Raw genomic sequence first — 26,321 nt, 5'->3', positions numbered from 1 at the left:
AAGTTAATTTCCAAGTCCTAAGCGTTCACCTGCATAAGAACCATCAAGCACACGTTGCCACCATGTTGGATTATTTAAATACCACAGTACTGTTTTACGAATACCTGACTCAAATGTCTCTTGAGGTGTCCAACCTAGTTCAGATTCAATTTTCGCGGCATCAATGGCGTAACGAAGATCATGACCGGGTCTATCTTTTACATAAGTAATTAAATCAACATATTGCGCCACACCTTCAGGTTTATTAGGATGTAGCTCTTCTAATAATTTACAAATCGTTTTCACCACATCAATATTACGACGCTCATTATGACCGCCGATATTGTAAGTTTTTCCTGGCGCTGCGGTTGTTGCAACGAGATACAGTGCTCTGGCGTGATCTTCAACATAAAGCCAATCACGGATTTGTTCACCTTTTCCATAAACAGGTAATGATTTTCCTGAGATTGCATTTAAAATAATTAAAGGAATTAATTTTTCAGGAAAATGATAAGGACCATAATTATTTGAACAATTAGTGATAACCGTTGGTAAACCATAAGTACGTAACCAAGCTCGGACTAAATGGTCACTAGAAGCTTTAGACGCAGAATAAGGGCTACTTGGCGCGTAAGGAGTGGTCTCAGTAAAGAAATCATCTGTACCCTCTAAATCGCCATACACTTCGTCTGTGGAGATATGGTGAAAACGAAATGTTTTTTTCTTGTCATCAGGTAATGCTTGCCAGAAATGACGTGCTGATTCTAATAACGTGTAAGTGCCGACAATATTCGTTTCAATAAATGCAGCAGGACCATCAATAGAGCGGTCTACGTGACTTTCTGCGGCTAAATGCATGACAACATCAGGTTGATAGTCAGCAAATAAACGATCAAGCGCTTCTCTATCACAAATATCAACTTGTTCAAACGCATAACGGTCACTATCAGCAACAGGTGTTAATGATTCTAAATTACCGGCATAAGTGAGTTTATCAACCACTACAACGCTGTCTGTTGTTTCATTGATAATATGTCTGACAACAGCAGAGCCGATAAAGCCAGCCCCACCAGTTACTAGGATACGTTTCAACGCCATACTCCTTTAGTATCTACAATCCATTTTTGCGTCACTTGATTACCAGGGATCGCTTTAAATTGCTGATGGTCAACAAGCATAAGCACGATATCTGCTTCTTTTAATGCTTGCTCTGTAGAAACAAGTTCTGTAATACCTTTCAGCTTAGTAGGTAACTCGTGAATATTAGGCTCAACAGCAAATGTTGTTCCACTGTGCCAGTTAGCGACTTGCTGAGTAATATTCATTGCTGGGCTTTCACGCAAATCATCAATATTTGGTTTAAAAGCAAGACCAAAACAGGCAATTTTAATTTCGTTAGCACGTTTACCCGTTTCAGTTAGACAGTCAGCAACAGCGGCTTTTACTTGATCGATAACCCACACAGGTTTGTTATCATTCACGAGACGTGCAGTATGGATTAAGCGTGATTGTTGTGGATTTTGAGACACAATAAACCAAGGGTCAACCGCAATACAATGCCCACCAACACCAGGACCTGGCTGTAAGATATTGACACGAGGATGGCGATTAGCCAGGCTGATTAATTCCCAGACATTGATATCTTGATCAGCACAAATCAGCGATAACTCATTGGCAAAAGCAATATTCACATCACGGAAGCTATTTTCGGTCAGTTTGCACATTTCAGCAGTACGTGCATTGGTAACAACACATTCACCTTCAAGGAAAATTTTATAAAGCTCACTGGCTCTATCTGATGATTTGCGATTCATACCACCGACAACACGATCATTACGAATAAGCTCGATCATCACTTGTCCTGGTAAAACACGCTCAGGGCAATACGCGACATCAATATCAGCGTCTTCACCTTGTTGATGTGGGAATGAAAGATCAGGACGTGCTTCACCAAGCCATTGTGACATCAACTCCGTTGTACCAACCGGTGATGTTGATTCAAGAATAATCAAATCGCCTTTTTTCAGTACAGGCGCAATTGAACGAGCTGCTGCTTCAACATACGCTAAATCAGGCTCATGTTCGCCTTTAAAAGGAGTCGGTACTGCAATAAGGTAAGCATCGGCAGGCTGTGGTGTGGTATAAGCTTTTAAATATCCTTCTTCAACTGCTTGCTTAACGACTTTATCCAGATCGGGCTCGACGATGTGAATTTGACCTTTATTTATTGTATCAACGGCATGTTGATTAACATCTACACCAATAACTTGCTTTTGGCGAGAGGCAAAAGCCGCCGCTGTCGGTAAACCAATATAACCAAGGCCAATAACAGAAATAGTTTCAAAACTCATAATGTCACCTGATTTTTTTTCAATGCTTCAAGAATACGTTGGCAGGCATGACCATCACCGTAAGGATTTGTCGCTTTACTCATTTGGTGATATGCGTTTTCGTCTGTCAATAAAGAGGTCACTGCACTCACGATACATTTAGTATCTGTACCAACTAAACGTACAGAACCCGCTTCAACCGCTTCAGGGCGCTCTGTTGTATCGCGCATGACAAGAACAGGTTTTCCTAAAGAAGGCGCTTCTTCTTGAATGCCACCTGAATCGGTTAAAATTAGATATGCGTGGTTCATTAAATAAACAAATGGAAGGTAGTCTTGGGGTTGAATAAGTTTAATATTATCAATCCCATTAAGGATTCGCTTAACAGGCTCACTCACATTAGGATTAAGGTGAACAGGATAAACAACTTCCACTTCAGGGTGGGCTAACGCAATTTCAGCTAACGCTTGGCAAATACGCTCAAAACCACCACCAAAGCTTTCTCTACGATGCCCTGTTACTAACACTATTTTTTTATTCGGTTGTATAAAAGGATAGTTAACAGCAAGTTCATTGAGTAACCTTTCATTTTTCATGACGCGATTACTTACCCAAAATAAGGCATCAATAACCGTATTACCGGTCACAACGATATTTTTATCTGCAACTGCTTCTCGTATTAAATTTTGCTTTGCAGTATCAGTGGGTGCGAAATGATACATTGCCAGATGTCCCGCGATTGTGCGGTTTGCTTCTTCAGGCCATGGCGAGTAAAGATTACCTGTTCGTAACCCAGCTTCTACATGACCAACAGGGATGCGTTGATAAAATGCGGCTAAACTTGCAGCCATCGTAGTGGTGGTATCACCATGCACTAAAACAACATCAGGCTGAAATGATGCTAAAACCGGCTTTAACCCTTCTAAAATACGACAGGTAATATCCGTTAAATCTTGTCCTGGCTTCATAATATTGAGATCATAATCTGGAGTAATCTCAAAAAGATTTAATACCTGATCAAGCATTTCGCGATGTTGGGCCGTAACACATACTTTCGCCTCAAACGAATCATCATTTGCTAAAGCGTGCACTAACGGTGCCATTTTTATCGCTTCAGGGCGTGTGCCAAAAACAGTCAACACTTTCACAGTGGCTCTCTTTTTTCTTTGTTATATTGCTTATTTTTGGGAAAGCAATATGCCCTTAGTCTCAAATCATCAGGTGCATAAACACCTGATGTCTCTATTGTCAAAATGATAAAAATCGAATAATTATTATTTTTTTGATGAATTACGTCTTGCAAGTGCCACTCCAGCACCCACTAAAACACCAATAGCCCCCCATAACACCATCATAAAAGCACGGCGAGGACTATCACGTTTTATAGGTGATTCAGGGGTACGTAGAAAACGATAAGTTTGAAAGTTATCTTGTAATTTAGCACCTACTGCAAGGGTCGCTAACATTGCCGTATTCTTATCATAATCACTATCAAAATCAGGCCCTGTTGCCATTAATGTCTCAAGTTGAGATTGCAGTAGAGGAACACCTAAAAGGAATAGTTTAGAGTCAGGTAATTCATCAATCGCTATTTCTGTTTTCTTTTGAGAAATACCTTGTTTTTCAGCAACTTTTATTGACTGCTCGACTATATTAATTTGTCTTTGATAAGCTGCTTGTGCTGCCATCTCTTGACGTTTAACTAATGCTTTTAACGATTGAGTTCTTGTTGCCCATGCTGTAGTCACTTCATCATTAAGATAAGTTGACGCTTTTTTGTTAGCAAAAGCGATATACTCATTTAATAACTGACTTGCGTCGTTAGCTGTCTCAGCAATCAGTTTTAGTTGATCATTAACTAATTTTTTGTCATCAGCAGGAATAAACTGAATATTATTAATCAGCTCATCCAATAATGCAGCATTCGCTTGCTCATCATTTTCTTTACGTTGCTTGTAATAATCTGTTTGTAACCAGAACTCACGTCGGGTATCAAACGCAGCGATTTGAGTCACAAACTCTTGATAGGCTTCATCAGAAATAGTCAGGGGAGAAGTTAAGGCTGATGGATTAATTTGCGTATCTAAGTTACGTAAAAATTGAGTCTGAGAATAATAACTACCTAAATTATTTACAGTGGGTTTCTCTGTCATCGCAACAGCACTCCATTTAGGTTGCATCAAATAAGATGCCCCCAATGCAATAAGTGCAAAAAGCAGAGCAAATCCTATAATCCAACGTTTTCCCGACCAAAGGGCGCAACAAAGGCCACGAATATCGAGTTCATTATCTGGTAAATTACCCTGCTGGGAGGCGTTATTTTCCGAGTTCATCACGTTAAAAAACCTCTGCTTATTAATGCTTAAGTTGTGTTGCTTTACGTAGGCGGCGCTTATGTCTTTTAATAAAACGAGCTACCCGCCACGCGCGTTTAATGCAATAACCATACATTACAAATGCAAGCAAGAATAATGCCAACATTACCCATTCAGGGACAAAAGATAAGTTTTCACCAATGATACCAATTGCAGCAAGTAAGGCGGCGGCGAGAGTTATTAAGACAAAGGCTTGACGAGGTGTAAAACCTGCACGCATGATTAAATGGTGAATATGTTGGCGATCGGGAGAGAAAGGACTCATACCTTTACGTAAACGACGATACATAATCGCAACCATATCCATAAGAGGAATTGCAATTATCCATAACGCTGTAACGGCATTTATAGGATGTGGTTGCGTTTGAGTTGATGAAACTAATAGCCAGATAATGGTAAACCCGATTAACGTGCTTCCTGCATCACCCATAAAGACTTTAAACTTCTGGCCACAAACGCCTAAATTCAACAGAATATAAGGTAAGATTGCCGCAATAAATGAAAAGCACCAAAATGAAAGCGCAGTATTACCTGCTTGATATAATAAAATACCTAACGCACCAAAAGAAACACACGAAAGTCCGCCTAATAGACCATCAATACCATCAACCATGTTGAAAGCATTAATCGCGGCCCACACAGCAAATAGTGTCACTATATAGCCAAAAGGTCCTAAGTGCATATCCCATGGACCAAAAGCATGGCCTAAAGACTCAAGTTTCAATCCACCTAATACCATCATCGCAATCCCCACCAATGCTTGGATTGACGCTCTTATTTTTACACTAATATCGAACCTGTCATCTAAAGCACCGACAAAGACCAGTAATCCTGCACATGCCAAATAGAGCTCTTTATGAGGGATATAGATATCTGTAACGTAAAATGCGAAAACAATACCAAAATAGACGGAGATCCCACCGACAAGAGGGATCAGTCCATGATGTCGTTTACGATAATTCGGTTTATCCACCAGCCCTATTTTCTTTGCAATCTTACGAGCCAAAAATAAAAATGCGAAAGAAAATAAGAACACATATAAAACGTTTGTGCTCATTTTTAATATATCCACAGTACTGTTCTCTATAATAAATATAGCTGGTTATTTACCCATCCATGTATTTTTGTTTTTTTCCAGCTTGCACCACGACGAGTTCACTTCGTAACTCACCACCTTCATAAATTATAAGTTTTCCTTAACTATCTTCATTAACACTATCGCTATTTTTATCAACATACAAAAACATGCAATATACATACCAATTTCACATATAGCTATGATGATAAATAAATAATAAATAAAAAAAAACGCCACAAATTTGTGACGTTTTATCATATCGCTATTCACACAAAGCAAACGAACTTATCAACATATAAAGTTAAGTGATATTACTTATTTTGTAACAGATCACACTTTTTACTTTTTTATCTTATATTCAAGCGAGTTCACTTGCCTGTATAAATATTATGAGCGTTTCATAAAGTCGAAGAATTCTTCATTCGTTTTAGTCATTGCTAATTTATTAATGAGGAATTCCATTGCATCAATCTCACCCATTGGATGAATAATTTTACGCAAGATCCACATTTTTTGTAACTCATCTTGTGAAGTAAGTAACTCTTCTTTACGTGTACCAGAACGGTTGTAATCAATCGCAGGGAAAACACGTTTTTCAGCAATCTTACGAGACAGATGTAATTCCATATTACCGGTACCTTTAAACTCTTCATAGATAACTTCATCCATTTTAGAGCCGGTATCAACAAGTGCTGTCGCAATAATGGTTAAACTACCACCCTCTTCAACATTACGAGCTGCACCAAAGAAGCGTTTAGGACGATGTAATGCGTTGGCATCAACACCCCCAGTTAACACTTTACCTGAAGAAGGTACAACGGTGTTGTAAGCACGTGCTAAACGAGTAATAGAGTCTAATAAAATGATGACATCTTTTTTATGCTCAACAAGACGCTTCGCTTTTTCAATGACCATTTCGGCAACTTGCACGTGGCGAGATGCTGGCTCATCAAATGTAGAGGCAATCACTTCACCTTTTACTAGGCGTTGCATTTCTGTGACTTCTTCAGGACGTTCGTCGATAAGAAGTACCATTAATACACAGTCAGGATAGTTGTGTGCAATATTCGCTGCAATATTTTGCAGTAACATTGTTTTACCTGCTTTTGGTGGTGCAACGATAAGACCACGTTGTCCGCGACCAATAGGAGCAGCTAAATCAAGAACACGAGCAGTCAAATCTTCAGTAGAACCATTACCACGTTCCATACGTAAACGGTTGTTAGCATGTAGTGGAGTTAAGTTTTCAAAGAGGATTTTACTGCGGGCATTTTCAGGTTTATCAAAGTTAACTTCATTAACTTTTAGGAGGGCAAAATAGCGTTCACCTTCTTTAGGAGGACGAATTTTCCCTGCGATGGTATCACCTGTGCGGAGATTAAAACGGCGAATTTGACTAGGGGAAACATAAATATCATCGGGGCCTGCAAGGTAGGAACTGTCTGCTGAACGAAGGAAACCAAATCCATCCTGCAGTATTTCCAGCACGCCATCACCGAAAATATCTTCTCCACTTTTCGCATGCTGTTTTAAGATAGAGAAAATAATATCTTGTTTTCTCATTCTAGCTAGATTCTCTAGCCCCATATTTTCGCCAAGTGCTATCAATTCTGATACTGGCGTATTTTTTAATTCGGTAAGATTCATAATGGTGGGTTCTTAATAACTCGGGGTAACTCTCGAACTATGAACGTGAATAGTATAACAGCGAATCGCTGTCAGTTTCGTCATGTGTAAAATTACAGATAATCTTTTTCTACTATCAAGATTATAGATAAAACTAAAATTATGATATCAGAAAATGTAATACTCTATATTAGACCAGTCAGCTTTATCCCAGAAAAATGACACTCAATGTCAGAATGATATGATTGTATCTACGTTTTTGGGTTAGGAACATATATAGAAAAATTATATTCCTTGAATACTATAGATTATTCTAAGGCTTTTGACTGATTAGATGAATTCAGATTACTTATTTTATATCGTTGATATCGATATTAATCTTACGGCTATTCAATAATTATGATAAATATCATATTTATTGTTTAACATACTTGATTTGCAATACAACAGATTGACGTTTACCTAATCATATGAGCAAATATCTAATCATATGTGGAGATGTAAAATCCGTTATATTATGTAAGTAAGTGGCGCTAACTTATCATGGTTCGAAGCGGACGTCTAGCGGTCATAATATAAATAATGACAACATCTAAACGCCCCACTTTATTTTTAATACTTAAATCGAGTTAAGAGGCATAGTTGGAGTCGATAAATTCTTTCAACTGAGTTTTTGACACAGCGCCCACTTTTGTTGCTACAACTTCACCATTTTTGAATAAAATGAGTGTAGGAATACCTCGAATACCGTATTTTGGTGCGGTTGCTGGATTTTCATCGATATTTAATTTCGCAACTGTTAATTTACCCGCGTATTCTGTTGCAACTTCATCTAGAATAGGAGCAATCATTTTACATGGGCCACACCATTCAGCCCAGAAATCAACGAGCACAAGGCCAGTTGCTTGTAATACATCAGCATCGAATTTGCTGTCGGATAAGTGAAGGATTTTATCGCTCATTGTTCTACTCCAAAGAATAATATTGACCGTACCAGTGTAACATTAAATAACAAAAGTCTGTCTGCATTTCAGCGGATAAACTTTTGTAATGCAACCCATAACTGATATTCTATTACATTATGAGCAAAACATATTTGACAGAAAAGAAGTTTTCCGACTTCGCCTTGCATCCAAAAGTGATAGAAGCCCTTGAGAAGAAAGGGTTCTCTAATTGTACACAAATTCAGGCATTGACGTTACCTATCACTGTGAAAGGTCAAGACATTGCCGGGCAAGCCCAAACAGGAACAGGAAAAACGCTGGCGTTTTTAACATCAACGTTTCATTATCTTTTAACACACCCTGCAAAAGAAGGGCATGAAAAAAATCAACCTCGTGCTCTTATTATGGCACCAACGCGTGAATTAGCAGTGCAAATTTACTCTGATGCACAAGCGTTAGCACAAAGTACAGGACTAAAAATGGGCCTCGCTTACGGTGGCGATGGCTATGATGAACAACTTAAAGTATTAAATAATGGTGTTGATATCGTTATCGGCACTGCAGGTCGTTTAATTGATTATATTAAACAAGGCCATATCGACTTAAGTGCAATTCAAGTTGTTGTACTTGATGAAGCTGACAGAATGTATGATCTGGGTTTTATTAAAGATATTCGCTGGCTTTTCCGCCGTATGCCAGCGGCTTCTGAGCGTATTAATATGTTGTTTTCAGCAACACTCTCTTATCGTGTAAGAGAGCTTGCCTTTGAGCAAATGAATAACCCAGAGTACGTTGAAGTTGAACCAGAACAAAAAACAGGTGTAGGAATAAAAGAAGAACTCTTTTATCCTTCAAACGAAGAAAAAATGCGCCTTCTTCAAACATTAATTGAAGAAGAATGGCCTGATCGCTGCATTATTTTTGCTAATACTAAACACCGTTGTGATGATATCTGGGCACATCTTGCTGCCGATGGACATCGTGTTGGTCTATTAACAGGTGATGTTCCGCAGAAAAAACGCCTACGTATTTTAGAAGATTTTACACAAGGTAATATTGATATTTTAGTGGCAACCGATGTTGCTGCTCGCGGTTTACACATCCCTTCAGTAACTCATGTTTTTAACTATGACTTACCTGATGATTGTGAAGACTATGTTCACCGTATTGGTAGAACAGGAAGAGCGGGAAACAGTGGTAACTCTATTAGCTTAGCGTGTGAAGAATATGCATTGAATTTACCTGCAATAGAAACGTATATTCAACATGCTATTCCGGTGAGTAAATATAATAGTGAAGCATTATTAGCTGATCTTCCTGAACCAAAACGTCGTCATCGTCCTCGTCAAGGACAACCTCGTCGTAATAATTCAGGACCTCGAAGAGGTAATAATACTCAACGTAATAATCGTAACAAACGCCCGAGTCATTCATAAATTATGCTGAAATCCTCATCACTTTATGCAGCTATAGATTTAGGCTCTAACAGCTTTCACATGTTAGTCGTTCGCGAAATTTCGGGATCAATACAAGTATTATCCCGAGTTAAGCGCAAAGTACGATTAGCGGCTGGTCTAAACAAAGAAAATGAACTATCAGAGCAAGCAATGGAACGTGGTTGGCAATGTTTACGACTCTTCTCTGAATATCTACGAGATATTCCACCAGAGCAAATAAGAGTCGTGGCGACAGCAACATTACGCCTTGCTAATAATGCAGATGTTTTTGTAAAAAAAGCCTCTGAAATACTAGGTAATACCGTTCATGTTATTAGTGGTGAGGAAGAAGCTCGTCTGATTTATCGTGGTGTAGCACATACTACCGGTGGTGCTGAACAACGCTTAGTTGTTGATATTGGCGGAGGTAGCACTGAGCTAGTGACAGGGACTGGCGCAAAAACGACGCAATTAATGAGCCTAAGTATGGGCTGTGTGACGTGGTTAGAACGCTATTTTACAGATCGCTCACTAACTCAAGAAAACTTTACTAAAGCACAAGATGCGGCAAAAGCAATACTTCAACCTGTTGCAGATAAACTTATCGAACAAGGTTGGCAAGTATGCGTTGGTGCATCGGGCACAGTGCAGGCGTTACAAGAAATCATGATAGCTCAAGGAATGGATGAATTAATTACATTACCTAAATTAGAGCGACTCAAACAAAAAGCGATTGAATGCGGAAAAGTGGAAGAACTAGAAATAGACGGTTTAACCTTTGAAAGAGCGCTTGTTTTTCCGAGCGGGCTTGCCATTTTAATCGCTATTTTTGAAACATTACATATTGAAAATATGATATTAGCAGGTGGCGCATTACGTGAAGGTTTAGTTTACGGCATGCTCCACCTTCCTATCGAGCAAGATATACGCCAACGTACATTGCGCAATATCCAACGCCGTTTTCAGATTGATATTGAGCAAGCCCATCGAGTACAACAACTTGCTGAGCACTTTTTTATTCAAGTCAGTAAAAGTTGGCAACTTGATAATCGCTGTAGAGAGCTTCTAAATAGCGCAAGTGCATTGCATGAAATTGGACTCAGTGTTGATTTTCGCCAAGCACCATCACATGCCAGCTATCTGATATCTCACCTTGATTTACCAGGATATACCCCTGCACAAAGACGCTTACTCGCGTCTTTATTAAGAAATCAGACGGGTATCATCGATCTTGCACCACTCAATCATCAAAATGCACTCCCTATCAATCAAGCCTATCGATTAGCTCGCTTATTACGTTTAGCGATTATTTTTGCAAGTCGACGCCGTGATGATACGTTACCAGCATTACGTTTGCGTACTGAAGATGAAAATTTGATTATCACGCTACCTCATCAGTGGCTTGCGGAGCACCCTTTACGTGCTGAAAATCTTCAAGAAGAAACGCAATTACAAAGCTATGTTCATTGGCCTTTAATGATTGAAGAACAAAATAGTTCACGTATGGGCTAAATCATTTTACGTTGATAAAAAAGAACCCCTTGCAACATAATATTGACAAGGGGTTCTTTTTTATAAGTAACTCTTTTATGACTTATGTTTAGCTAACATTGCTTTTAATCCCGCAACCGCTTTATGCCCTTTTTCTTGTTTTTCTTCAGCCGTTAGCACTCTTTTTCTGTTGGTATCCCAATTTAAATCATCTTGAGGTAACTCATAAAGAAAGCGACTTGGCTCAGGTCTGATTAATTCACCATATTGACGCCTTTCTTTGCATAACGTGAATGTTAACGTTTTTTGTGCTCTTGTAATACCCACATAAGCCAAACGTCGTTCCTCTTCAACATTATCTTCGTCAATACTACTTTGATGAGGAAGAATGCCTTCTTCCATTCCCACTAAAAATACATGTGGAAACTCAAGCCCTTTTGATGCATGAAGAGTCATTAATTGTACTTGGTCAAGCTCTTCTTCAGACTCGCCTCTTTCCATCATATCGCGCAAGGTAAACCGATTAACGACTTGAGAAAGTGTCATCGGCTCATGTAATTCATCGCCTTCAAGCATTTCGCTCATCCATGAAAATAGCTGATTGACATTTTTCATGCGCATTTCAGCAGCCTTAGCGCTACTCGACGTTTCATATAGCCAGCTTTCATACTCCATTTCATGGAGTAAATCACGCACCGCTAATAACGGCTCACGCTGTGATTTTTCAACAATTCGAGACATCCATTGTGAGAAGCCTTGTAGCGCAGCTAAACCACGCCCTGTTAAAGTTTGGCTTAATCCTAAATCAAAGCAGGCATTATATAAGCTTTTATCTCGTACTCGAGCCCAGTCGCCTAATTTTTGAATTGTCATTGGCCCAATTTCACGACGAGGTTTGTTCACAACACGTAAAAAAGCCGCATCATCATCTGCATTCACGATAACGCGAAGATAAGCCAAAATATCTTTAATTTCTTCTCGTGAGAAAAATGAGGTTTCACCTGAAATACGATAAGGAATACGATTTTGCATCAAATACTTTTCAAAAATACGTGATTGGTGATTGCCTCGATATAAAATAGCGTAATCTTTATAATTTGTTTTATTGATAAAGTGATGGGCAATTAATTCACCCGCAACACGCTCCGCTTCATGCTCTTCATTGTTTGCCGTTAAAACACGAAGCTCATCACCATAACCTAATTCTGAAAATAACTTCTTTTCAAAAACATGGGGATTATTTTCAATTAAAATATTAGCTGATTTTAAAATACGTCCTGCAGAACGATAATTCTGCTCCAGCTTTATGACATTTAGCTGAGGAAAATCCTGTTGTAATAACATTAAGTTTTGAGGGCGCGCACCACGCCAAGAATAAATAGATTGGTCATCATCACCAACAACCGTAAAACGTGCTCTTTCGCCCACTAGCCATTTAACAAGCTCATATTGACTGGTATTGGTATCTTGATATTCATCCACCAGCAAATAACGAATACGTTGTTGCCAACGTTCTCTAACCTCGTTATTTGTGCGTAATAAAAGCGTAGGACGGCTAATCAAATCGTCAAAATCAAGAACATTGCAACTACGTAAATGCTTTTCATATCGACGAAAACACTCAGCAAAAGTATGATCTTGCTCTGATCTTGCCATTCCTCTTGCTTGATCGGGTGTTAAGAGATCATTTTTCCAATTAGAGATCTGGCTTTTTAATTGGGATAATAGATCTTTGTCTTCTTCTAACAGATTAGCCGTTAATTCTTTTAATAGTGCTGATTGATCCTGATCGTCAAATAACGAAAAATTAGATTTGATATCTAGAGCTTTGTATTCACGCTTAATAATTTCCAAACCTAACGTATGGAATGTAGAAATCATTAATCCTTTTGCTTCTTGCTTACCTAATGTTTGGCTTACACGCTCTTTCATTTCACGAGCCGCTTTATTGGTAAATGTCACCGCTGCAATCTGTTTTGCAGGATAGCGACATTGACGAATAAGGTAAGCGATTTTATTAGTGATCACTCTCGTCTTACCTGAGCCGGCACCGGCCAAGACCAAACAAGGGCCTGACACATATTCTACTGCTTTTTGCTGACCAGGATTTAATCGCATACGTTTTCCAAGCTTCATCAATAAATAATATAACGGGCACAATTGTAGCAGAAACTAACCAAAGTCTTGAGTCATTACCTATTTCTAATTTCTCAAACTCTATTGCCCAAGCTATAAAAATAAAAAACCGTATTTCATTTAAGAAATACGGTCTTCAATAGAGTAAATTTTACTCTTATTCTTACGCTTTTTATCACATAAAGAACAACAAATTACCCACCAACAGAGATACGTTTCATATCTGTCATATAACCACGTAATGTTTTACCAACAGTCTCAATTGGATGTTGGCGAATTGCTTCATTGATATCACGTAATTGTGCGTTATCAGTGCCATTGTCTTGAACTTGTTTTGCTAAATCACCGCTTTGTAACGTAGACATAAATTCTTTTAGCATTGGAACAACCGCAAATGAGAACAGATAGTTACCGTATTCTGCTGTATCTGAAATAACAACATTCATTTCATATAAGCGTTTACGGGCAATAGTATTCGCGATTAATGGCAATTCATGCAGCGATTCATAATAAGCTGATTCTGCAATAATTCCTGCTTCAATCATGGTATCAAATGCTAATTCAACACCTGCTTTAACCATTGCAACCATTAAAACACCGTGATCGAAATACTCTTGCTCACTGATTTTGCCATCAAATTCTGGATAATTCTCAAATGGACTTGCGCCTGTCTCTTCGCGCCATGTCAGCAAGTTTTTATCGTCATTTGCCCAGTCTGCCATCATTGTTTCAGAGAATTTACCTGAAATAATGTCATCCATATGTTTTGCAAACAGTGGTGCCATAATCTCTTTTAATTGCTCAGATAATGCATAAGCACGTTGTTTTGCTGGGTTTGATAATCTATCCATCATCAAGGTGATCCCACCTTGTTTCAAGGCTTCTGTAATCGTTTCCCAACCAAACTGAATTAATTTTCCTGCATAGCCTGGTTCAACACCATCAGCAATCATTTTGTCATAACATAACAGAGAGCCTGCTTGTAACATGCCGCACAAAATAGTTTGCTCACCCATTAAGTCTGATTTTACTTCAGCAACAAAAGAAGATTCTAAAACACCAGCACGATGCCCACCCGTTGCTGCTGCCCATGCTTTGGCAATCGCCATTCCTTCGCCTTTAGCATCATTTTCAGGGTGAACAGCAATCAATGTTGGTACACCGAAACCACGTTTGTATTCTTCACGTACTTCTGTACCTGGACATTTTGGTGCTACCATCACAACGGTGATGTCATCACGGATTTGCTCACCCACCTCAACGATATTAAAACCGTGAGAATAACCTAATGCAGCACCTGTTTTCATTAATGGCTGAACAACTTGAACTACGGCAGAATGCTGTTTGTCTGGCGTTAAGTTAACAACTAAATCTGCTTGTGGAATTAATGCTTCATAAGTACCCACTTCAAAGCCGTTTTCTGACGCACGACGCCATGATGCACGTTTCTCATCGATAGCTTCTTGTCGTAATGCATATGCGATATTTAAGCCTGAATCACGCATATTTAAACCTTGGTTTAAACCTTGAGCACCACAACCGACAATAACAATTTTTTTGCCTTTTAGATAATTTGCCTCATCTACGAATTCTTCACGAGACATAAAACGACACTTACCTAATTGTGATAACTGCTGACGCAGATTTAATGTATTAAAATAGTTAGCCATGGGACGACTCCAAAATTGTTATGTATGTGTTTGCTATTGTTATCCTCACTTTCTGTGAGGTGTTGCATGACTTTACTATAGGGGATGAAAGCCATTGCTTAAATTGATATATTTACAAGATGACGTTGCAAAATATGCAACACACTTTTTTCATTAAAATAGGCAACTGATAATGGATATTCGTGATCTCAAGCTTTTCTTACATCTTGCTCAAAGTTGCCATTTCACGAAAACAGCGCAAGCCATGCACGTCAGTCCTTCTACGCTATCAAGACAAATTCAACGCCTTGAGGAAAACTTAGGTCACCCGCTTTTTTTACGAGATAATCGTCAAGTTACGCTAACATCTGCAGGTGAGCAGCTAAAGCGCTATGCTCAACAAACTTTGTTGCAATATAAGCAACTACAGCATGCCTTAAATCAAAACAGCCCTTCTCTATCAGGAGAGTTACGTTTATTTTGCTCAGTAACGGCAGCTTATAGCCACTTACCGCCTATACTTGACCGTTTTCGCGCTGAAAATCCTTTAGTTGAGATAAAGCTTACAACCGGTGATGCGGCTGATGCACTTAATAAAGTTTTATCAGATGAAGCTGATTTAGGTATTGCAGGTAAACCAGAAAAATTGCCTGAAAATATCAATTTTGAAAAAATAGGCGAAATTCCATTAGTATTAATTGCACCTGCTCTGCCGTGTAATATTCGACAACTTGCAACACAAGAACACCCTGACTGGCGTAATATTCCGTTTATTATTCCCGAGCATGGCCCTTCAAGGCAGCGAATTACACTATGGTTTAAACGCCATCGTATCCATAATCCATCAATTTATGCCACTGTATCAGGCCATGAAGCCATCGTTTCTATGGTTGCATTGGGCTGTGGTATTGCGCTTATTCCACAGGTTGTCGTTGATAATTGTCCTGAACCAATACGTAATCGCATTTCATTACTTGATAATATCTCAATGGTAGAACCTTTTGAGCTTGGCGTTTGCGGTTTAGACAAACGCCTTCAAGAACCCGTTATCAATGCATTTTGGCGATTACTCCACGAATGAATCGTGGGTTTGAGGCGATAAAAATAACTGGAAAGAAGGATTTCCCGTCTCATCATGATATTCATAGCCTAACGCATCAAGATGCCTATCAAATCGCCCTTCTGTTTCTGGCAATTCAAATGCAACAAGAACACGCCCATAATCGGTACCATGGCTACGATAATGAAAAAGGGTAATATTCCAATACGTTCCTAATGTTTTAAGGAACTTCATTAATGCCCCTGGTGATTCAGGAAATTCAAAACTAAATAAACGCTCTTTTAATGGCTTATTAGGACGACCACCCACCATATAACGCACATGTAATTTTGCCATCTCATCATCAGATAAATCAGAGACTTGATAACCTGCTGTTATTAGCTCGCGAATGATCTCTTTACGCTCTTGAGTACCTTGGTTTAACCGAACTCCAACAAAAATACGGGCATTTTGGGGATCAGTATCGCTGTAACGATAATTAAACTCTGTCACAACACGTTGACCTAAAATTTGGCAAAAACGTAGAAAACTTCCTTTTTGTTCAGGAATAGTGACAGCAAACAGTGCCTCGCGTTTTTCACCTAATTCACAACGTTCAGAAACATAACGTAAACCATGAAAATTTACATTAGCCCCTGAAAGTACGTGAGCTAAGCGCTCGCCTTTTATTTGATGTTCTTCAACATATTTTTTCAAACCGGCTAATGCGAGTGCCCCTGAGGGCTCAGCAATCGCACGTACATCTTCAAAGAGATCTTTGACTGCGGCACAAATCGCATCGCTACCCACCGTTATGACATCATCAACATATTTTTGGCATAAACGAAATGTTTCATCACCAATACGTTTTACTGCAACACCCTCTGCAAATAAGCCAACTCGAGGTAATTCAACAGGATGACCTGCCTCTAAAGCTGCTTTTAAACATGCCGCATCTTCTGCTTCAACACCAATAACTTTAATTTCAGGCATCAGTTGTTTGATAAGTACAGCAACCCCCGCAATCAAACCACCACCACCAACAGGAACAAAAATACGATCAAGATGAACATCTTGTTGTAGCAACTCCATTGCAAGTGTCGCTTGCCCTGCAATCACAGCTGGATGATCAAAAGGAGGAACAAAGGTATACCCCATTTCTTGAGAAAGTGAGATAGCCTTAGCTTTGGCTTCATCAAAATTATCGCCATAGAGTAAAGCTTCACCACCAAATTGCTTCACTGCATCAACTTTGATATCAGCGGTAGCAACAGGCATAACAATAAGTGCTTTAATACCCATACGATTAGCTGATAATGCAACACCTTGAGCATGATTGCCTGCTGATGCTGTAACAACACCTTTCGCTTTTTGCTCTGGCGTTAATCCCGCAATCATGGCGTAAGCACCACGTAATTTGAAACTATGAACGGGCTGTCTATCTTCTCGTTTAACCAAAATAGTATTGTCTAAACGCTGAGAAATTTTTGTCATCTCTTGCAGTGGTGTCACTATAGCCGCTTCATAAACTGGCGCACTTAATGCGGCTTTTAGGTATTCAGCACCACTTGGTGCTGAACTTAGAGGTCTAAAGGCACTCATTCTTAGCCTCCTAATTTTGATTTATCACGAACAGCGCCTTTATCAGCACTCATCGCTAAAGAGGCATAAGCTCGTAATGCAAACGATACTTGGCGTTCTCTTTGTTTAGGTGTCCACGCTTGTTTACAACGTGCATTTTGTGCATTACGCCGTGCTACTAATGTTTTATCATCAACATTTAACGAGATTTCTCGCGTTGGAATATTGATAGAAACAATATCGCCTTCTTCGACTAAACCAATAACACCCCCATTTGCTGCTTCTGGTGAGACGTGTCCTATTGATAATCCTGATGTACCACCAGAAAAGCGACCATCCGTAATCAACGCACATTCCTTGCCTAATCCCATTGATTTTAAATAAGAAGTGGGATAGAGCATCTCTTGCATTCCTGGCCCCCCTTTAGGGCCTTCATAGCGAATAATGACCACATCACCCGCGATAACTTTACCGCTTAAAATCGCTTCTACTGCATCATCTTGGCTTTCGTATACTTTTGCGGGGCCTTTGAATATTAAGCTTCCTTCATCAACACCGGCAGTTTTTACAATACAGCCATCTTCGGCTAAATTACCTGATAACACGGCAAGTCCACCATCTTGGCTATACGCAGACTCTTTACGACGAATACAGCCATTATCACGGTCTGTATCTAATGTTGGCCAACGACAATCTTGAGAAAATGCTTTTGTTGTACGAATACCAGCAGGTCCTGCTTGATACATTGATTTCACTTCTTCATCAGCAGTTTGCATAATATCAAACTGCGCCAAAGTCGCTGGTAAATCCAAACCTAAGATATTTTTTACATTTCGATTGAGTAAATCTGCTCTATCTAGCTCCCCTAAAATACCCATAACACCACCAGCACGATGGACATCTTCCATATGGTATTTTGGTGTACTTGGCGCGACTTTACATAAATGAGGAACTTGGCGAGATAATCTGTCGATATCATCCATTGTAAAATCAATTTCACCTTCTTGAGCTGCCGCTAATAAGTGTAATACCGTATTAGTAGAACCCCCCATTGCAATATCTAAGATCATTGCATTCTCAAAAGCTTCTTTTTTAGCAATATTACGAGGTAATGCAGATTCATCATCTTGCTCATAATAACGCTTAGTCAATTCCACAATACGCTTACCCGCATTGATAAATAATTTTTCGCGATCAGCATGGGTCGCAAGTAATGAGCCATTACCTGGTTGAGATAATCCTAATGCTTCTGTTAAACAGTTCATGGAGTTCGCGGTAAACATGCCAGAACAAGACCCACATGTAGGGCAAGCTGAACGCTCTATTTGCTCACTATCTGCATCACTTACATTTGGATTAGCACCTTGAACCATAGCATCAACAAGATCTAATTTGATCAATTGATCGGATAATTTAGTTTTACCCGCTTCCATAGGACCACCTGAGACAAAAATAACAGGAATATTTAAGCGCAAAGAGGCCATCAACATTCCCGGTGTGATTTTGTCACAGTTAGAGATACACACCATGGCATCAGCACAGTGTGCGTTAACCATATATTCAACAGAGTCAGCTATCAGTTCACGAGAAGGTAAAGAATAAAGCATGCCACCATGCCCCATTGCTATACCATCATCGACTGCAATTGTATTAAATTCTTTAGCCACACCACCTGCTACTTCAATTTGCTCAGCAACAAGTTTTCCTAAATCCCGCAGATGCACATGACCTGGTACGAATTGAGTAAATGAGTTCACTACAGCGATAATGGGTTTACCAAAATCAGCATCTGTCATTCCCGTTGCACGCCATAAGGCGCGTGCACCAGCCATATTGCGACCATGAGTTGTTGTCGCTGAACGGTATTTAGGCATTTTTCACACTCCTGCAATAATAAGGCGAGTAGGGAACATCTACTCGCAAATATATTTATATGTTTATGATTATGGATTTACGGGATCTAACCAGCCGTATTTATCTTCTGTCTCACCAGAAAATAGGCCAAAGAACGCTTTTTGAATTGATTTTGTAACAGGCCCACAACGACCAATACCCACTTGGATACCATCAACACTACGAACTGGTGTAATTTCTGCTGCCGTTCCTGACATGAAAACTTCATCAGCAAGATAAAGAGACTCACGCGAAAGCACTTGTTCACGAATTTCATAACCTAAATCTTTTGCTAATTTGATAATCGCATCTCGCGTAATACCTGGTAGCGCAGATGAGGTAAAAGGAGGGGTAAAAATAACGCCATCTTTAACTTCAAAAAGATTTTCACCCGCACCTTCAGATAAATAGCCATGAACATCTAATGCAATACCTTCTTGATATCCGTGACGACGAGCTTCACTACCAACAAGTAAAGAAGAAAGATAGTTACCGCCCGCTTTTGCGGCAGTTGGAATTGTATTAGGCGCAGCACGGTGCCAAGAAGAAACCATTGCATCAATACCTTTATCTAATGCCTCTTCGCCTAAATAAGCACCCCATGGGAATGCTGCAATAATAACATCTGTTTTATAACCTTCTGGCGGATTAACGCCCATACCAACATCACCAATAAACACTAATGGACGAATATAAGCGCTGACTAATTTATTTTTACGTAAAGTTGCACGGCATGCTTCCATCAATTCATCGACACTTTGTTCTACAGGCATACGATAAATTTTGGCTGAATCATGTAAACGTTGCATATGCTCACGATGACGAAAGACAACAGGTCCTTTATGCGAATCGTAACAACGCACCCCTTCAAAAACAGATGTTCCATAATGTAATGCATGGGACATAACGTGAACCTTAGCATCAGCCCATGGAACCATTTCACCGTTAAACCAAATATAATCAGCTTGCTTTGTCATTCTTTTATCCTTACATGGCTCCAAGGGAACCAATGAAATGTAATTTTTCTTTTTGTTGATGTAAGACCTCAATACCGGCAACATCAGCTAACTTTGTTAACTGGCTACATAATAGGTCTAAAGGTCGTTGACTACTCACAGTCAGAGCAAGATTTATATTATTACTTTCCGTGAGTTCCATATTCATGGAGCATATATTAAAACCACGGTGGCGAATAACTCTCAAGATACGTTCTAAAATTTCTGGGCAAGAACGGGCTTCAATTGTGATATTGTGTTGGTTCATTGTGATTTCTCCATCATCTCATCATTACTTGCGCCCGGCGGAACTAATGGCCAGACATTCTCTGCATCATCAATAGACACCTGTAATAAATAAGGGCCTTTGCTCTCTAATAAATTTTTGATTGCATCTGCAACCTGTGATTTTTCGGTAATACGTTGTCCTGGAATTTCAAAAGCATTCGCTAAGGCAACAAAATCAGGGTTGTCAGTTAAAATTGTTTCGCTATAGCGTTGTTCAAAAAATAGCTCTTGCCATTGGCGAACCATACCAAGACGTTGGTTATCTAATAACACCAGTTTGATTGGTAATTGTTTACGTTTGATTGTGCCCAATTCCTGCACATTCATCATAAAAGAGCCGTCACCTGAGACGCAGATAACACAAGCATCAGGTCTAGCAATTTGAGCACCAACAGCCGCCGGGATACCAAATCCCATGGTGCCTAAACCACTTGAGGTGATAAAATTTTCAGGTGCATCAAATGTCATATGTTGCGCCGACCACATTTGATGCTGGCCAACATCTGTTGTTACAACGGTATTTTTAGGTTTGGCGTCTGATAATTGTTTCAACAATAATGGAGCATATATCGCTGAGCCTGGATGATCGTAACGCCAAGCATAATCTGCTTTTAAGTCCTGAACTTCGTTTTGCCATGATGAAATATCTAAAGGCTGAGTAAGTGTAGGCAATAATTCCTTGGCATCACCTAATAAGCCGATATATGCCTGTTTTAATTTATTTAATTCGGCATTATCTATATCGATATGAATGACTTTGGCATTAGGCGCAAATGTATTTAATCGTCCTGTAACACGATCATCAAAGCGAGCACCGACAGCAATTAACAAATCACTACGCTGAACAGCATAATTAGCTGCTTTTGTCCCATGCATTCCTAACATACCTAAATAGTTAGCATCTAAAGCATCAGCACAACCTAGACCTTTTAAGGTTGAAACAACGGGGATCTTTGTCTGCGTAACAAACTTTCTTAATGCATCAACCGCATTACCCATTGCAACCCCACCACCAATATACAAAATAGGTTTTTTGGATTGAGCTAACATCTGCTTAGCATTGGCAATATCTTCTTTGGGAAAAGAGAATACTTGCTCATCTGAGAATGGATAAGTTAATAAATGGGAGGCATCTGCAAGTTGAACATCTTTAGTGATATCAACTAAAACAGGCCCTGGGCGTCCTTGAGATGCTATCGTAAATGCTTCTGAAAGCACCTTTGGCAAGTCATCAATATGTGATACCAAAAAACTGTGTTTTGTACAGGCCAATGAAAGACCTAATACATCGATTTCTTGGAAAGCATCTGTGCCGATAAGGTTAGAAGCAACTTGTCCTGTGATAGCAACAACAGGCACAGAGTCTAACAATGCATCAGCAAGTCCTGTGATAACATTAGTAGCGCCTGGGCCTGATGTCGCGATACAGACACCTGTTTTACCAGTAGAACGCGCAAAACCAATCGCGGCAATAGCAGCTCCCTGCTCATGGCGACATAAAATATGTTCTACACCACCATCATAAAGTGCATCATAAACGGGCATAATAGCACCACCAGGATAACCAAAGACGGTATCAACGTGATGTTGTCGTAATGCCTGTACTAACCACTGTGCTCCATTCATTCTTTCACCCTGCCAGCTTAATATTTTGTTTAATAAAGGTTTATTTCGGTTTTAATCTTTTCCATAAAATTCGAGCTAAAAAAAACCCCCGCGCCTTTCGGTGCGGGGGTTTTAAGCGATCTGGCTAGTTTATTTAGCCTTTCTTCGTCCTAGTGCAGCCCCGCACGGTGGGATAATAATCACCACCACGCTTAGAATAATTAGGCTAATCACTAGGACGAGAGTATTCATAGTTTTATAAATTCTTTTGTTATTTAATTAATATGTGTGTTTGTTGTGTTTTCATTCACTTTGTTCTTTTAGTGGTACCATGATATTTCTAGATTGACAATAAGTATTTTTGAAATATTTATAACATTATGAATTTTAACGTTATTTTATTATTGAAAACAAAACAGAACATAATTCTTAATCAAATATTTTTTACAGTCATTAATGCTGTTAAAAGTTTTTTATTTAGTCATAAAAATAATCATCAGAAAATAATTAATTTTAAAGAAATCAAAGTAAAACAATAGCTGTTAAATAATTTTAAATACTATTTAAATTTAATATTATTTTCTTTTTTATTATATATTTATGATATTTACGAAGCTCCTCTCATTTTATTTTCTTTTAATTTAACAAAAGAGTAAAAATAATTTAAAAAAGGATTAAAAATAATGGAGGATAAAAATGGCATTAGCCGTAATATATACTCGAGCCTCATTAGGGATCGCAGCACCACTTGTTACAATTGAAGCACATATTAGTCCAGGATTACCGGGTTTGACCTTAGTCGGCTTACCTGAAACAGTAGTGAAAGAAGCAAAAGATAGAGTAAGAAGTGCATTAATTAATAGTGGTTATATTTACCCAGCAAAAAGAATAACAATTAATCTTTCACCCGCAGATTTGCCCAAAGAAGGTGCACGTTACGATTTACCTATTGCTTTGGCAATCCTCATAGCATCAGAGCAATTAATTTCAGAAAAATTATCAAGTTATGAGTTTTTTGGTGAACTGGCTTTATCAGGTCAATTACAGAGAGTTAACGCTGTTATTCCTTCAATTATCAGTGCATCAAAAGATAATAGAATAAGTATTGTTTCTATCAAACATAAGAATGAAGTTTCCTTTTTGCCTAATAATTCTGTGTTATTAGCTTCTCATTTATTAGATATTTGTCATTACTTAGAAAGCAACACGCCATTAATTGAAAATAAAAAAGGAAGTTTTAATAGCGCAATTAAAATTCAAGATAATAGAGATATTAGTGATATTATTGGTCAAAATAATGCAAAAAGGGCAGCTGAAATCACTGCTGCGGGAAATCACAATATTTTATTTCTTGGACCGCCGGGTACAGGAAAAACGATGCTAGCACAAAGGGTAAGTACTCTTTTACCACCATTGACAACGAAAGAGGCACTAGACGTATTAATTATTAATAGTCTGCGAGGTGTCGCTTATAAAGATGAACAATGGCCATCAAGACCTTTTCGAGCCCCTCATCATACATCTTCTGCGATAGCGTTAACTGGCGGTGGTTCAATCCCTAAGCCTGGAGAAATAACCTTAGCCCACCATGGTATTTTATTTTTAGACGAGTTAACAGAGTTTGACAGGCGAGTTCTTGATGCATTAAGAGAACCTCTTGATGCTAGAAAAATTACAATCTCTCGAGCAAAAGCCAAAATTAGTTATCCTGCCGATGTACTTTTAATTGGTGCATTCAATCCTAGTCCTACAGGGCATTATCAGGGAATACATAATAGAACACCAGTAAGACAGATTATGCGCTATCTAAATAAAATTTCGGGTCCTTTTTTAGATAGATTCGATTTATCTGTCGAAATGCCATTATTACCACAAGGCGCCCTTCTTCAACCCACACTTTCAAATGAAGACAGTGAAAAAGTTAGAGCTCGTGTGCTTAAAGCGCGAGAATATCAACTCGCACGCTGTGGAAAAATTAATTCAAGATTAACAGGAAAAGAGATTGAACAATACTGTTCACTGAAAACCGAAGATGCCACTTTTCTTGAAGATACTCTAAATAAATTGGGATTATCTATTCGAGCTTGGCACAAAATACTTAAAGTATCTCGTACAATTGCTGATCTTGAACATACAGAAAGAATAAAGAGAGAGCACTTGATTGAAGCATTGAGCTTTCGTGCTATGGATAGATTAATGATCTACTTACAGAAACAATTATATGAATAAGTTAAAAAGGAGCGAAAACCGCCCCTTTTTAACTAAAACTAATGATATTAATCATCAGAATCGGTATAGTCATCAGATGGATCGAGCTGTGGCTTTCCACCCGATAATGTATGAAAACGTTTTGGACGACTTATACGACTTGTATATTTTTTCCAAATTTTTTCTTCAACCGTTGCTGCTTCTCGCTCGCCACGACACATGGCAACAAATAATTTTTCCACTTCAGTCGAAGGATCTCGTTTACCTAAATCAAGTTCGTTAAAAGCTTGACCATGACGTTCCAATATCTGGGCTTCCTTGATAGTGAAATCGCCATGACGAGAAAAACCACGCGGATAATGTTTATTGTCAAAAAAACGGTTAGTCGTGATAAAACTTTCTGCCATCTGACACACTCCTAATTCTCTAACGTCATACTTATGGCGCGGAGTATTAGGGAGTCATGCAGTTCTGTAAAACAAAATATTTAAATCGTAACGACAAATTTTTTTGGAGATAGATGTGGATACCGAATTACTGAAAACCTTTTTGGAAGTCAGTAAGACAAGACACTTTGGCAGAGCCGCTGAATCTCTTTATCTAACACAGTCTGCGGTCAGTTTTAGAATAAGACAGTTAGAAACTCAGCTAGGAACGAATCTTTTTACTCGACATCGTAATAATATTCGTCTAACAGTTGCTGGTGAACGTCTTATTCCATACGCTGAATCATTAATGAATACATGGCTGATGGCAAAAAAAGAGATAAGCCATGCATCACAGCATTCTGAACTTTCAATTGGCGCCACAGCCTCATTGTGGGAAGCTTATTTGACACCATGGCTACAAAGTTCTTATCTAGATAAAAAAGGGCTTAGAATCGAATCTAGAGTCTCCACAAGGCAGTCTCTCGTTAAACAACTCCATGCGAGAGAGCTCGATCTTCTGTTTACGACAGAAGCGCCAAAAATGGATGAGTTAGAAAGTAAAATCTTAGGACAGATTTCGCTTCAATTGATGAAAATTTCATCATCAAAAAGAGAAAAAACAGCACAATTTATCAAGATAGAATGGAGTGCAGATACCTCACATTTTATCCTCAATGAGGATGAACAAAAAGTTGATCCCATTTTAACAACAAATTCTGCAATGATTGCTTATCAGTTGATGAAAACAACTCATGCTTTGGCGTTTTTACCCACCCATTGGCTCACCCTTTATGATGATTTGTCATTAGCTTCAACGCTATCTATTCAAAAACCATTATTTGCTGTTTGGCTAAAAAACAGCGATCAACAAGCGCTAATCGAACAATTATTAAATAAACCAATAGAACAAAATCAGTAATAACCATCTACATAATAAAAAGCACCGATATTAAAACTCTCATAAAATAGTAAAAATATTATGAGAAATAAAATATCGGTGCTTTTTGATATATATTTTATCTCATTCAACGTATTAATAATGATTAACTAGATAGTGGAAATAGAGAAAATATCGACAGAGGAAATTAGGATAACAAAAAGCCCAGTCAAATAACTGGGCTACAAAGAAGTATAAATTTTGTTATTACTTAGTGGTAACTGGCAGGGGCGGAGAGACTCGAACTCCCAACACCCGGTTTTGGAGACCGGTGCTCTACCAATTGAACTACGCCCCTAAATA

General features: G+C 38.8%; 21 protein-coding genes and 1 tRNA gene. 5 read left to right on the top strand and 17 right to left on the bottom strand.

Annotated elements, in window-relative coordinates; translation table 11 throughout:
- Positions 1-3 precede the first annotated feature (3 nt).
- The 7 genes from rffG to trxA all read right to left on the bottom strand — a co-directional run bounded on the left by rffG (position 4) and on the right by trxA (position 8,350).
- Positions 4-1,077, bottom strand: coding sequence for a dTDP-glucose 4,6-dehydratase (gene rffG / locus M983_RS09390; RefSeq protein ID WP_210433237.1), 1,074 nt, complete (start codon positions 1,075-1,077; stop codon positions 4-6).
- Positions 1,068-2,330, bottom strand: a complete 1,263-nt coding sequence (gene wecC, locus M983_RS09385) for a UDP-N-acetyl-D-mannosamine dehydrogenase (RefSeq protein ID WP_066749798.1) — start codon at positions 2,328-2,330, stop codon at positions 1,068-1,070. The genes rffG and wecC overlap by 10 nt, the downstream gene beginning before the upstream one ends.
- Positions 2,327-3,457: a non-hydrolyzing UDP-N-acetylglucosamine 2-epimerase gene (wecB, locus tag M983_RS09380; protein ID WP_066749797.1), complete on the bottom strand. Its 1,131-nt coding sequence runs from the start codon at positions 3,455-3,457 to the stop codon at positions 2,327-2,329. The genes wecC and wecB overlap by 4 nt, the downstream gene beginning before the upstream one ends.
- 126 nt (positions 3,458-3,583) lie before the next feature.
- Positions 3,584-4,642 (bottom strand): ECA polysaccharide chain length modulation protein, encoded by a 1,059-nt coding sequence (wzzE, locus tag M983_RS09375; RefSeq protein WP_083954582.1) that lies wholly within the window; start codon positions 4,640-4,642, stop codon positions 3,584-3,586.
- A 22-nt stretch (positions 4,643-4,664) separates the two neighbouring features.
- Positions 4,665-5,756, bottom strand: a complete 1,092-nt coding sequence (gene wecA, locus M983_RS09370) for a UDP-N-acetylglucosamine--undecaprenyl-phosphate N-acetylglucosaminephosphotransferase (protein ID WP_066749795.1) — start codon at positions 5,754-5,756, stop codon at positions 4,665-4,667.
- Between the two features lie 393 nt (positions 5,757-6,149).
- Positions 6,150-7,409, bottom strand: a complete 1,260-nt coding sequence (rho, locus tag M983_RS09365) for a transcription termination factor Rho (RefSeq protein ID WP_023583649.1) — start codon at positions 7,407-7,409, stop codon at positions 6,150-6,152.
- A 608-nt stretch (positions 7,410-8,017) separates the two neighbouring features.
- A complete protein-coding gene (gene trxA, locus M983_RS09360) occupies positions 8,018-8,350 on the bottom strand; it encodes a thioredoxin TrxA (protein WP_066749794.1) in 333 nt (110 codons plus the stop codon).
- Between the two features lie 119 nt (positions 8,351-8,469).
- Here trxA and rhlB point away from each other — a divergent pair, with 119 nt between their 5' ends.
- Together rhlB and gppA are read left to right on the top strand one after the other, a co-directional pair.
- Positions 8,470-9,768, top strand: coding sequence for an ATP-dependent RNA helicase RhlB (gene rhlB / locus M983_RS09355; protein ID WP_066749793.1), 1,299 nt, complete (start codon positions 8,470-8,472; stop codon positions 9,766-9,768).
- Positions 9,769-9,771: 3 nt separating this feature from the next.
- On the top strand, positions 9,772-11,280 hold the full coding sequence (gene gppA, locus M983_RS09350) for a guanosine-5'-triphosphate,3'-diphosphate diphosphatase (RefSeq protein WP_066749792.1): 1,509 nt from the start codon (positions 9,772-9,774) through the stop codon (positions 11,278-11,280).
- Positions 11,281-11,355: 75 nt separating this feature from the next.
- Here the strand turns inward: gppA and rep are convergent, their stop codons facing one another.
- Positions 11,356-13,377 (bottom strand): DNA helicase Rep, encoded by a 2,022-nt coding sequence (gene rep / locus M983_RS09345; protein ID WP_066749791.1) that lies wholly within the window; start codon positions 13,375-13,377, stop codon positions 11,356-11,358.
- A 212-nt stretch (positions 13,378-13,589) separates the two neighbouring features.
- On the bottom strand, positions 13,590-15,065 hold the full coding sequence (ilvC, locus tag M983_RS09340; protein WP_066749790.1) for a ketol-acid reductoisomerase: 1,476 nt from the start codon (positions 15,063-15,065) through the stop codon (positions 13,590-13,592).
- Between the two features lie 172 nt (positions 15,066-15,237).
- Between ilvC and ilvY the strand changes: the two genes are divergently transcribed.
- A complete protein-coding gene (ilvY, locus tag M983_RS09335; protein WP_066749789.1) occupies positions 15,238-16,125 on the top strand; it encodes an HTH-type transcriptional activator IlvY in 888 nt (295 codons plus the stop codon).
- On the opposite strand, the gene ilvA is transcribed toward ilvY, so the two are convergent.
- The 6 genes from ilvA to ilvL all read right to left on the bottom strand — a co-directional run bounded on the left by ilvA (position 16,111) and on the right by ilvL (position 22,697).
- Positions 16,111-17,685, bottom strand: coding sequence for a threonine ammonia-lyase, biosynthetic (gene ilvA, locus M983_RS09330; RefSeq protein WP_066749788.1), 1,575 nt, complete (start codon positions 17,683-17,685; stop codon positions 16,111-16,113). The two genes, ilvY and ilvA, sit on opposite strands and share 15 nt — an antisense overlap.
- A 2-nt stretch (positions 17,686-17,687) precedes the next feature.
- On the bottom strand, positions 17,688-19,538 hold the full coding sequence (ilvD, locus tag M983_RS09325) for a dihydroxy-acid dehydratase (RefSeq protein WP_066749787.1): 1,851 nt from the start codon (positions 19,536-19,538) through the stop codon (positions 17,688-17,690).
- Between the two features lie 69 nt (positions 19,539-19,607).
- Positions 19,608-20,534, bottom strand: coding sequence for a branched-chain amino acid transaminase (locus M983_RS09320; RefSeq protein WP_066749786.1), 927 nt, complete (start codon positions 20,532-20,534; stop codon positions 19,608-19,610).
- Positions 20,535-20,544: 10 nt separating this feature from the next.
- The gene (gene ilvM / locus M983_RS09315) at positions 20,545-20,820 is read right to left on the bottom strand and encodes an acetolactate synthase 2 small subunit (RefSeq protein WP_066749785.1); all 276 of its coding nucleotides are present in this window, start codon (positions 20,818-20,820) and stop codon (positions 20,545-20,547) included.
- Positions 20,817-22,466 (bottom strand): acetolactate synthase 2 catalytic subunit, encoded by a 1,650-nt coding sequence (gene ilvG / locus M983_RS09310; protein ID WP_066749784.1) that lies wholly within the window; start codon positions 22,464-22,466, stop codon positions 20,817-20,819. The genes ilvM and ilvG overlap by 4 nt, the downstream gene beginning before the upstream one ends.
- A gap of 129 nt (positions 22,467-22,595) precedes the next feature.
- A complete protein-coding gene (gene ilvL / locus M983_RS17070) occupies positions 22,596-22,697 on the bottom strand; it encodes an ilv operon leader peptide (protein WP_074388162.1) in 102 nt (33 codons plus the stop codon).
- A 444-nt stretch (positions 22,698-23,141) separates the two neighbouring features.
- Between ilvL and M983_RS09305 the strand changes: the two genes are divergently transcribed.
- Positions 23,142-24,674: a YifB family Mg chelatase-like AAA ATPase gene (locus tag M983_RS09305; protein ID WP_066749783.1), complete on the top strand. Its 1,533-nt coding sequence runs from the start codon at positions 23,142-23,144 to the stop codon at positions 24,672-24,674.
- Positions 24,675-24,721: 47 nt separating this feature from the next.
- On the opposite strand, the gene M983_RS09300 is transcribed toward M983_RS09305, so the two are convergent.
- Positions 24,722-25,060 carry a MaoP family protein gene (locus tag M983_RS09300; RefSeq protein ID WP_066749782.1) on the bottom strand — a complete coding sequence of 113 codons (339 nt, stop codon included), beginning with the start codon at positions 25,058-25,060 and terminating at the stop codon, positions 24,722-24,724.
- Positions 25,061-25,175: 115 nt separating this feature from the next.
- Between M983_RS09300 and hdfR the strand changes: the two genes are divergently transcribed.
- A complete protein-coding gene (gene hdfR, locus M983_RS09295) occupies positions 25,176-26,000 on the top strand; it encodes an HTH-type transcriptional regulator HdfR (RefSeq protein WP_066749781.1) in 825 nt (274 codons plus the stop codon).
- Positions 26,001-26,240: 240 nt separating this feature from the next.
- Here hdfR and M983_RS09290 read toward each other — a convergent pair.
- A tRNA-Trp gene (locus tag M983_RS09290) sits at positions 26,241-26,316 on the bottom strand.
- Positions 26,317-26,321 lie beyond the last annotated feature (5 nt).

The organism is Proteus myxofaciens ATCC 19692 (genome assembly GCF_001654855.1).
GTDB classification, from domain to species: domain Bacteria; phylum Pseudomonadota; class Gammaproteobacteria; order Enterobacterales; family Enterobacteriaceae; genus Proteus; species Proteus myxofaciens.
The sequence above is the reverse complement of the archived record's forward strand: the minus strand, read 5'-3'. Positions and strand labels throughout refer to the sequence as shown.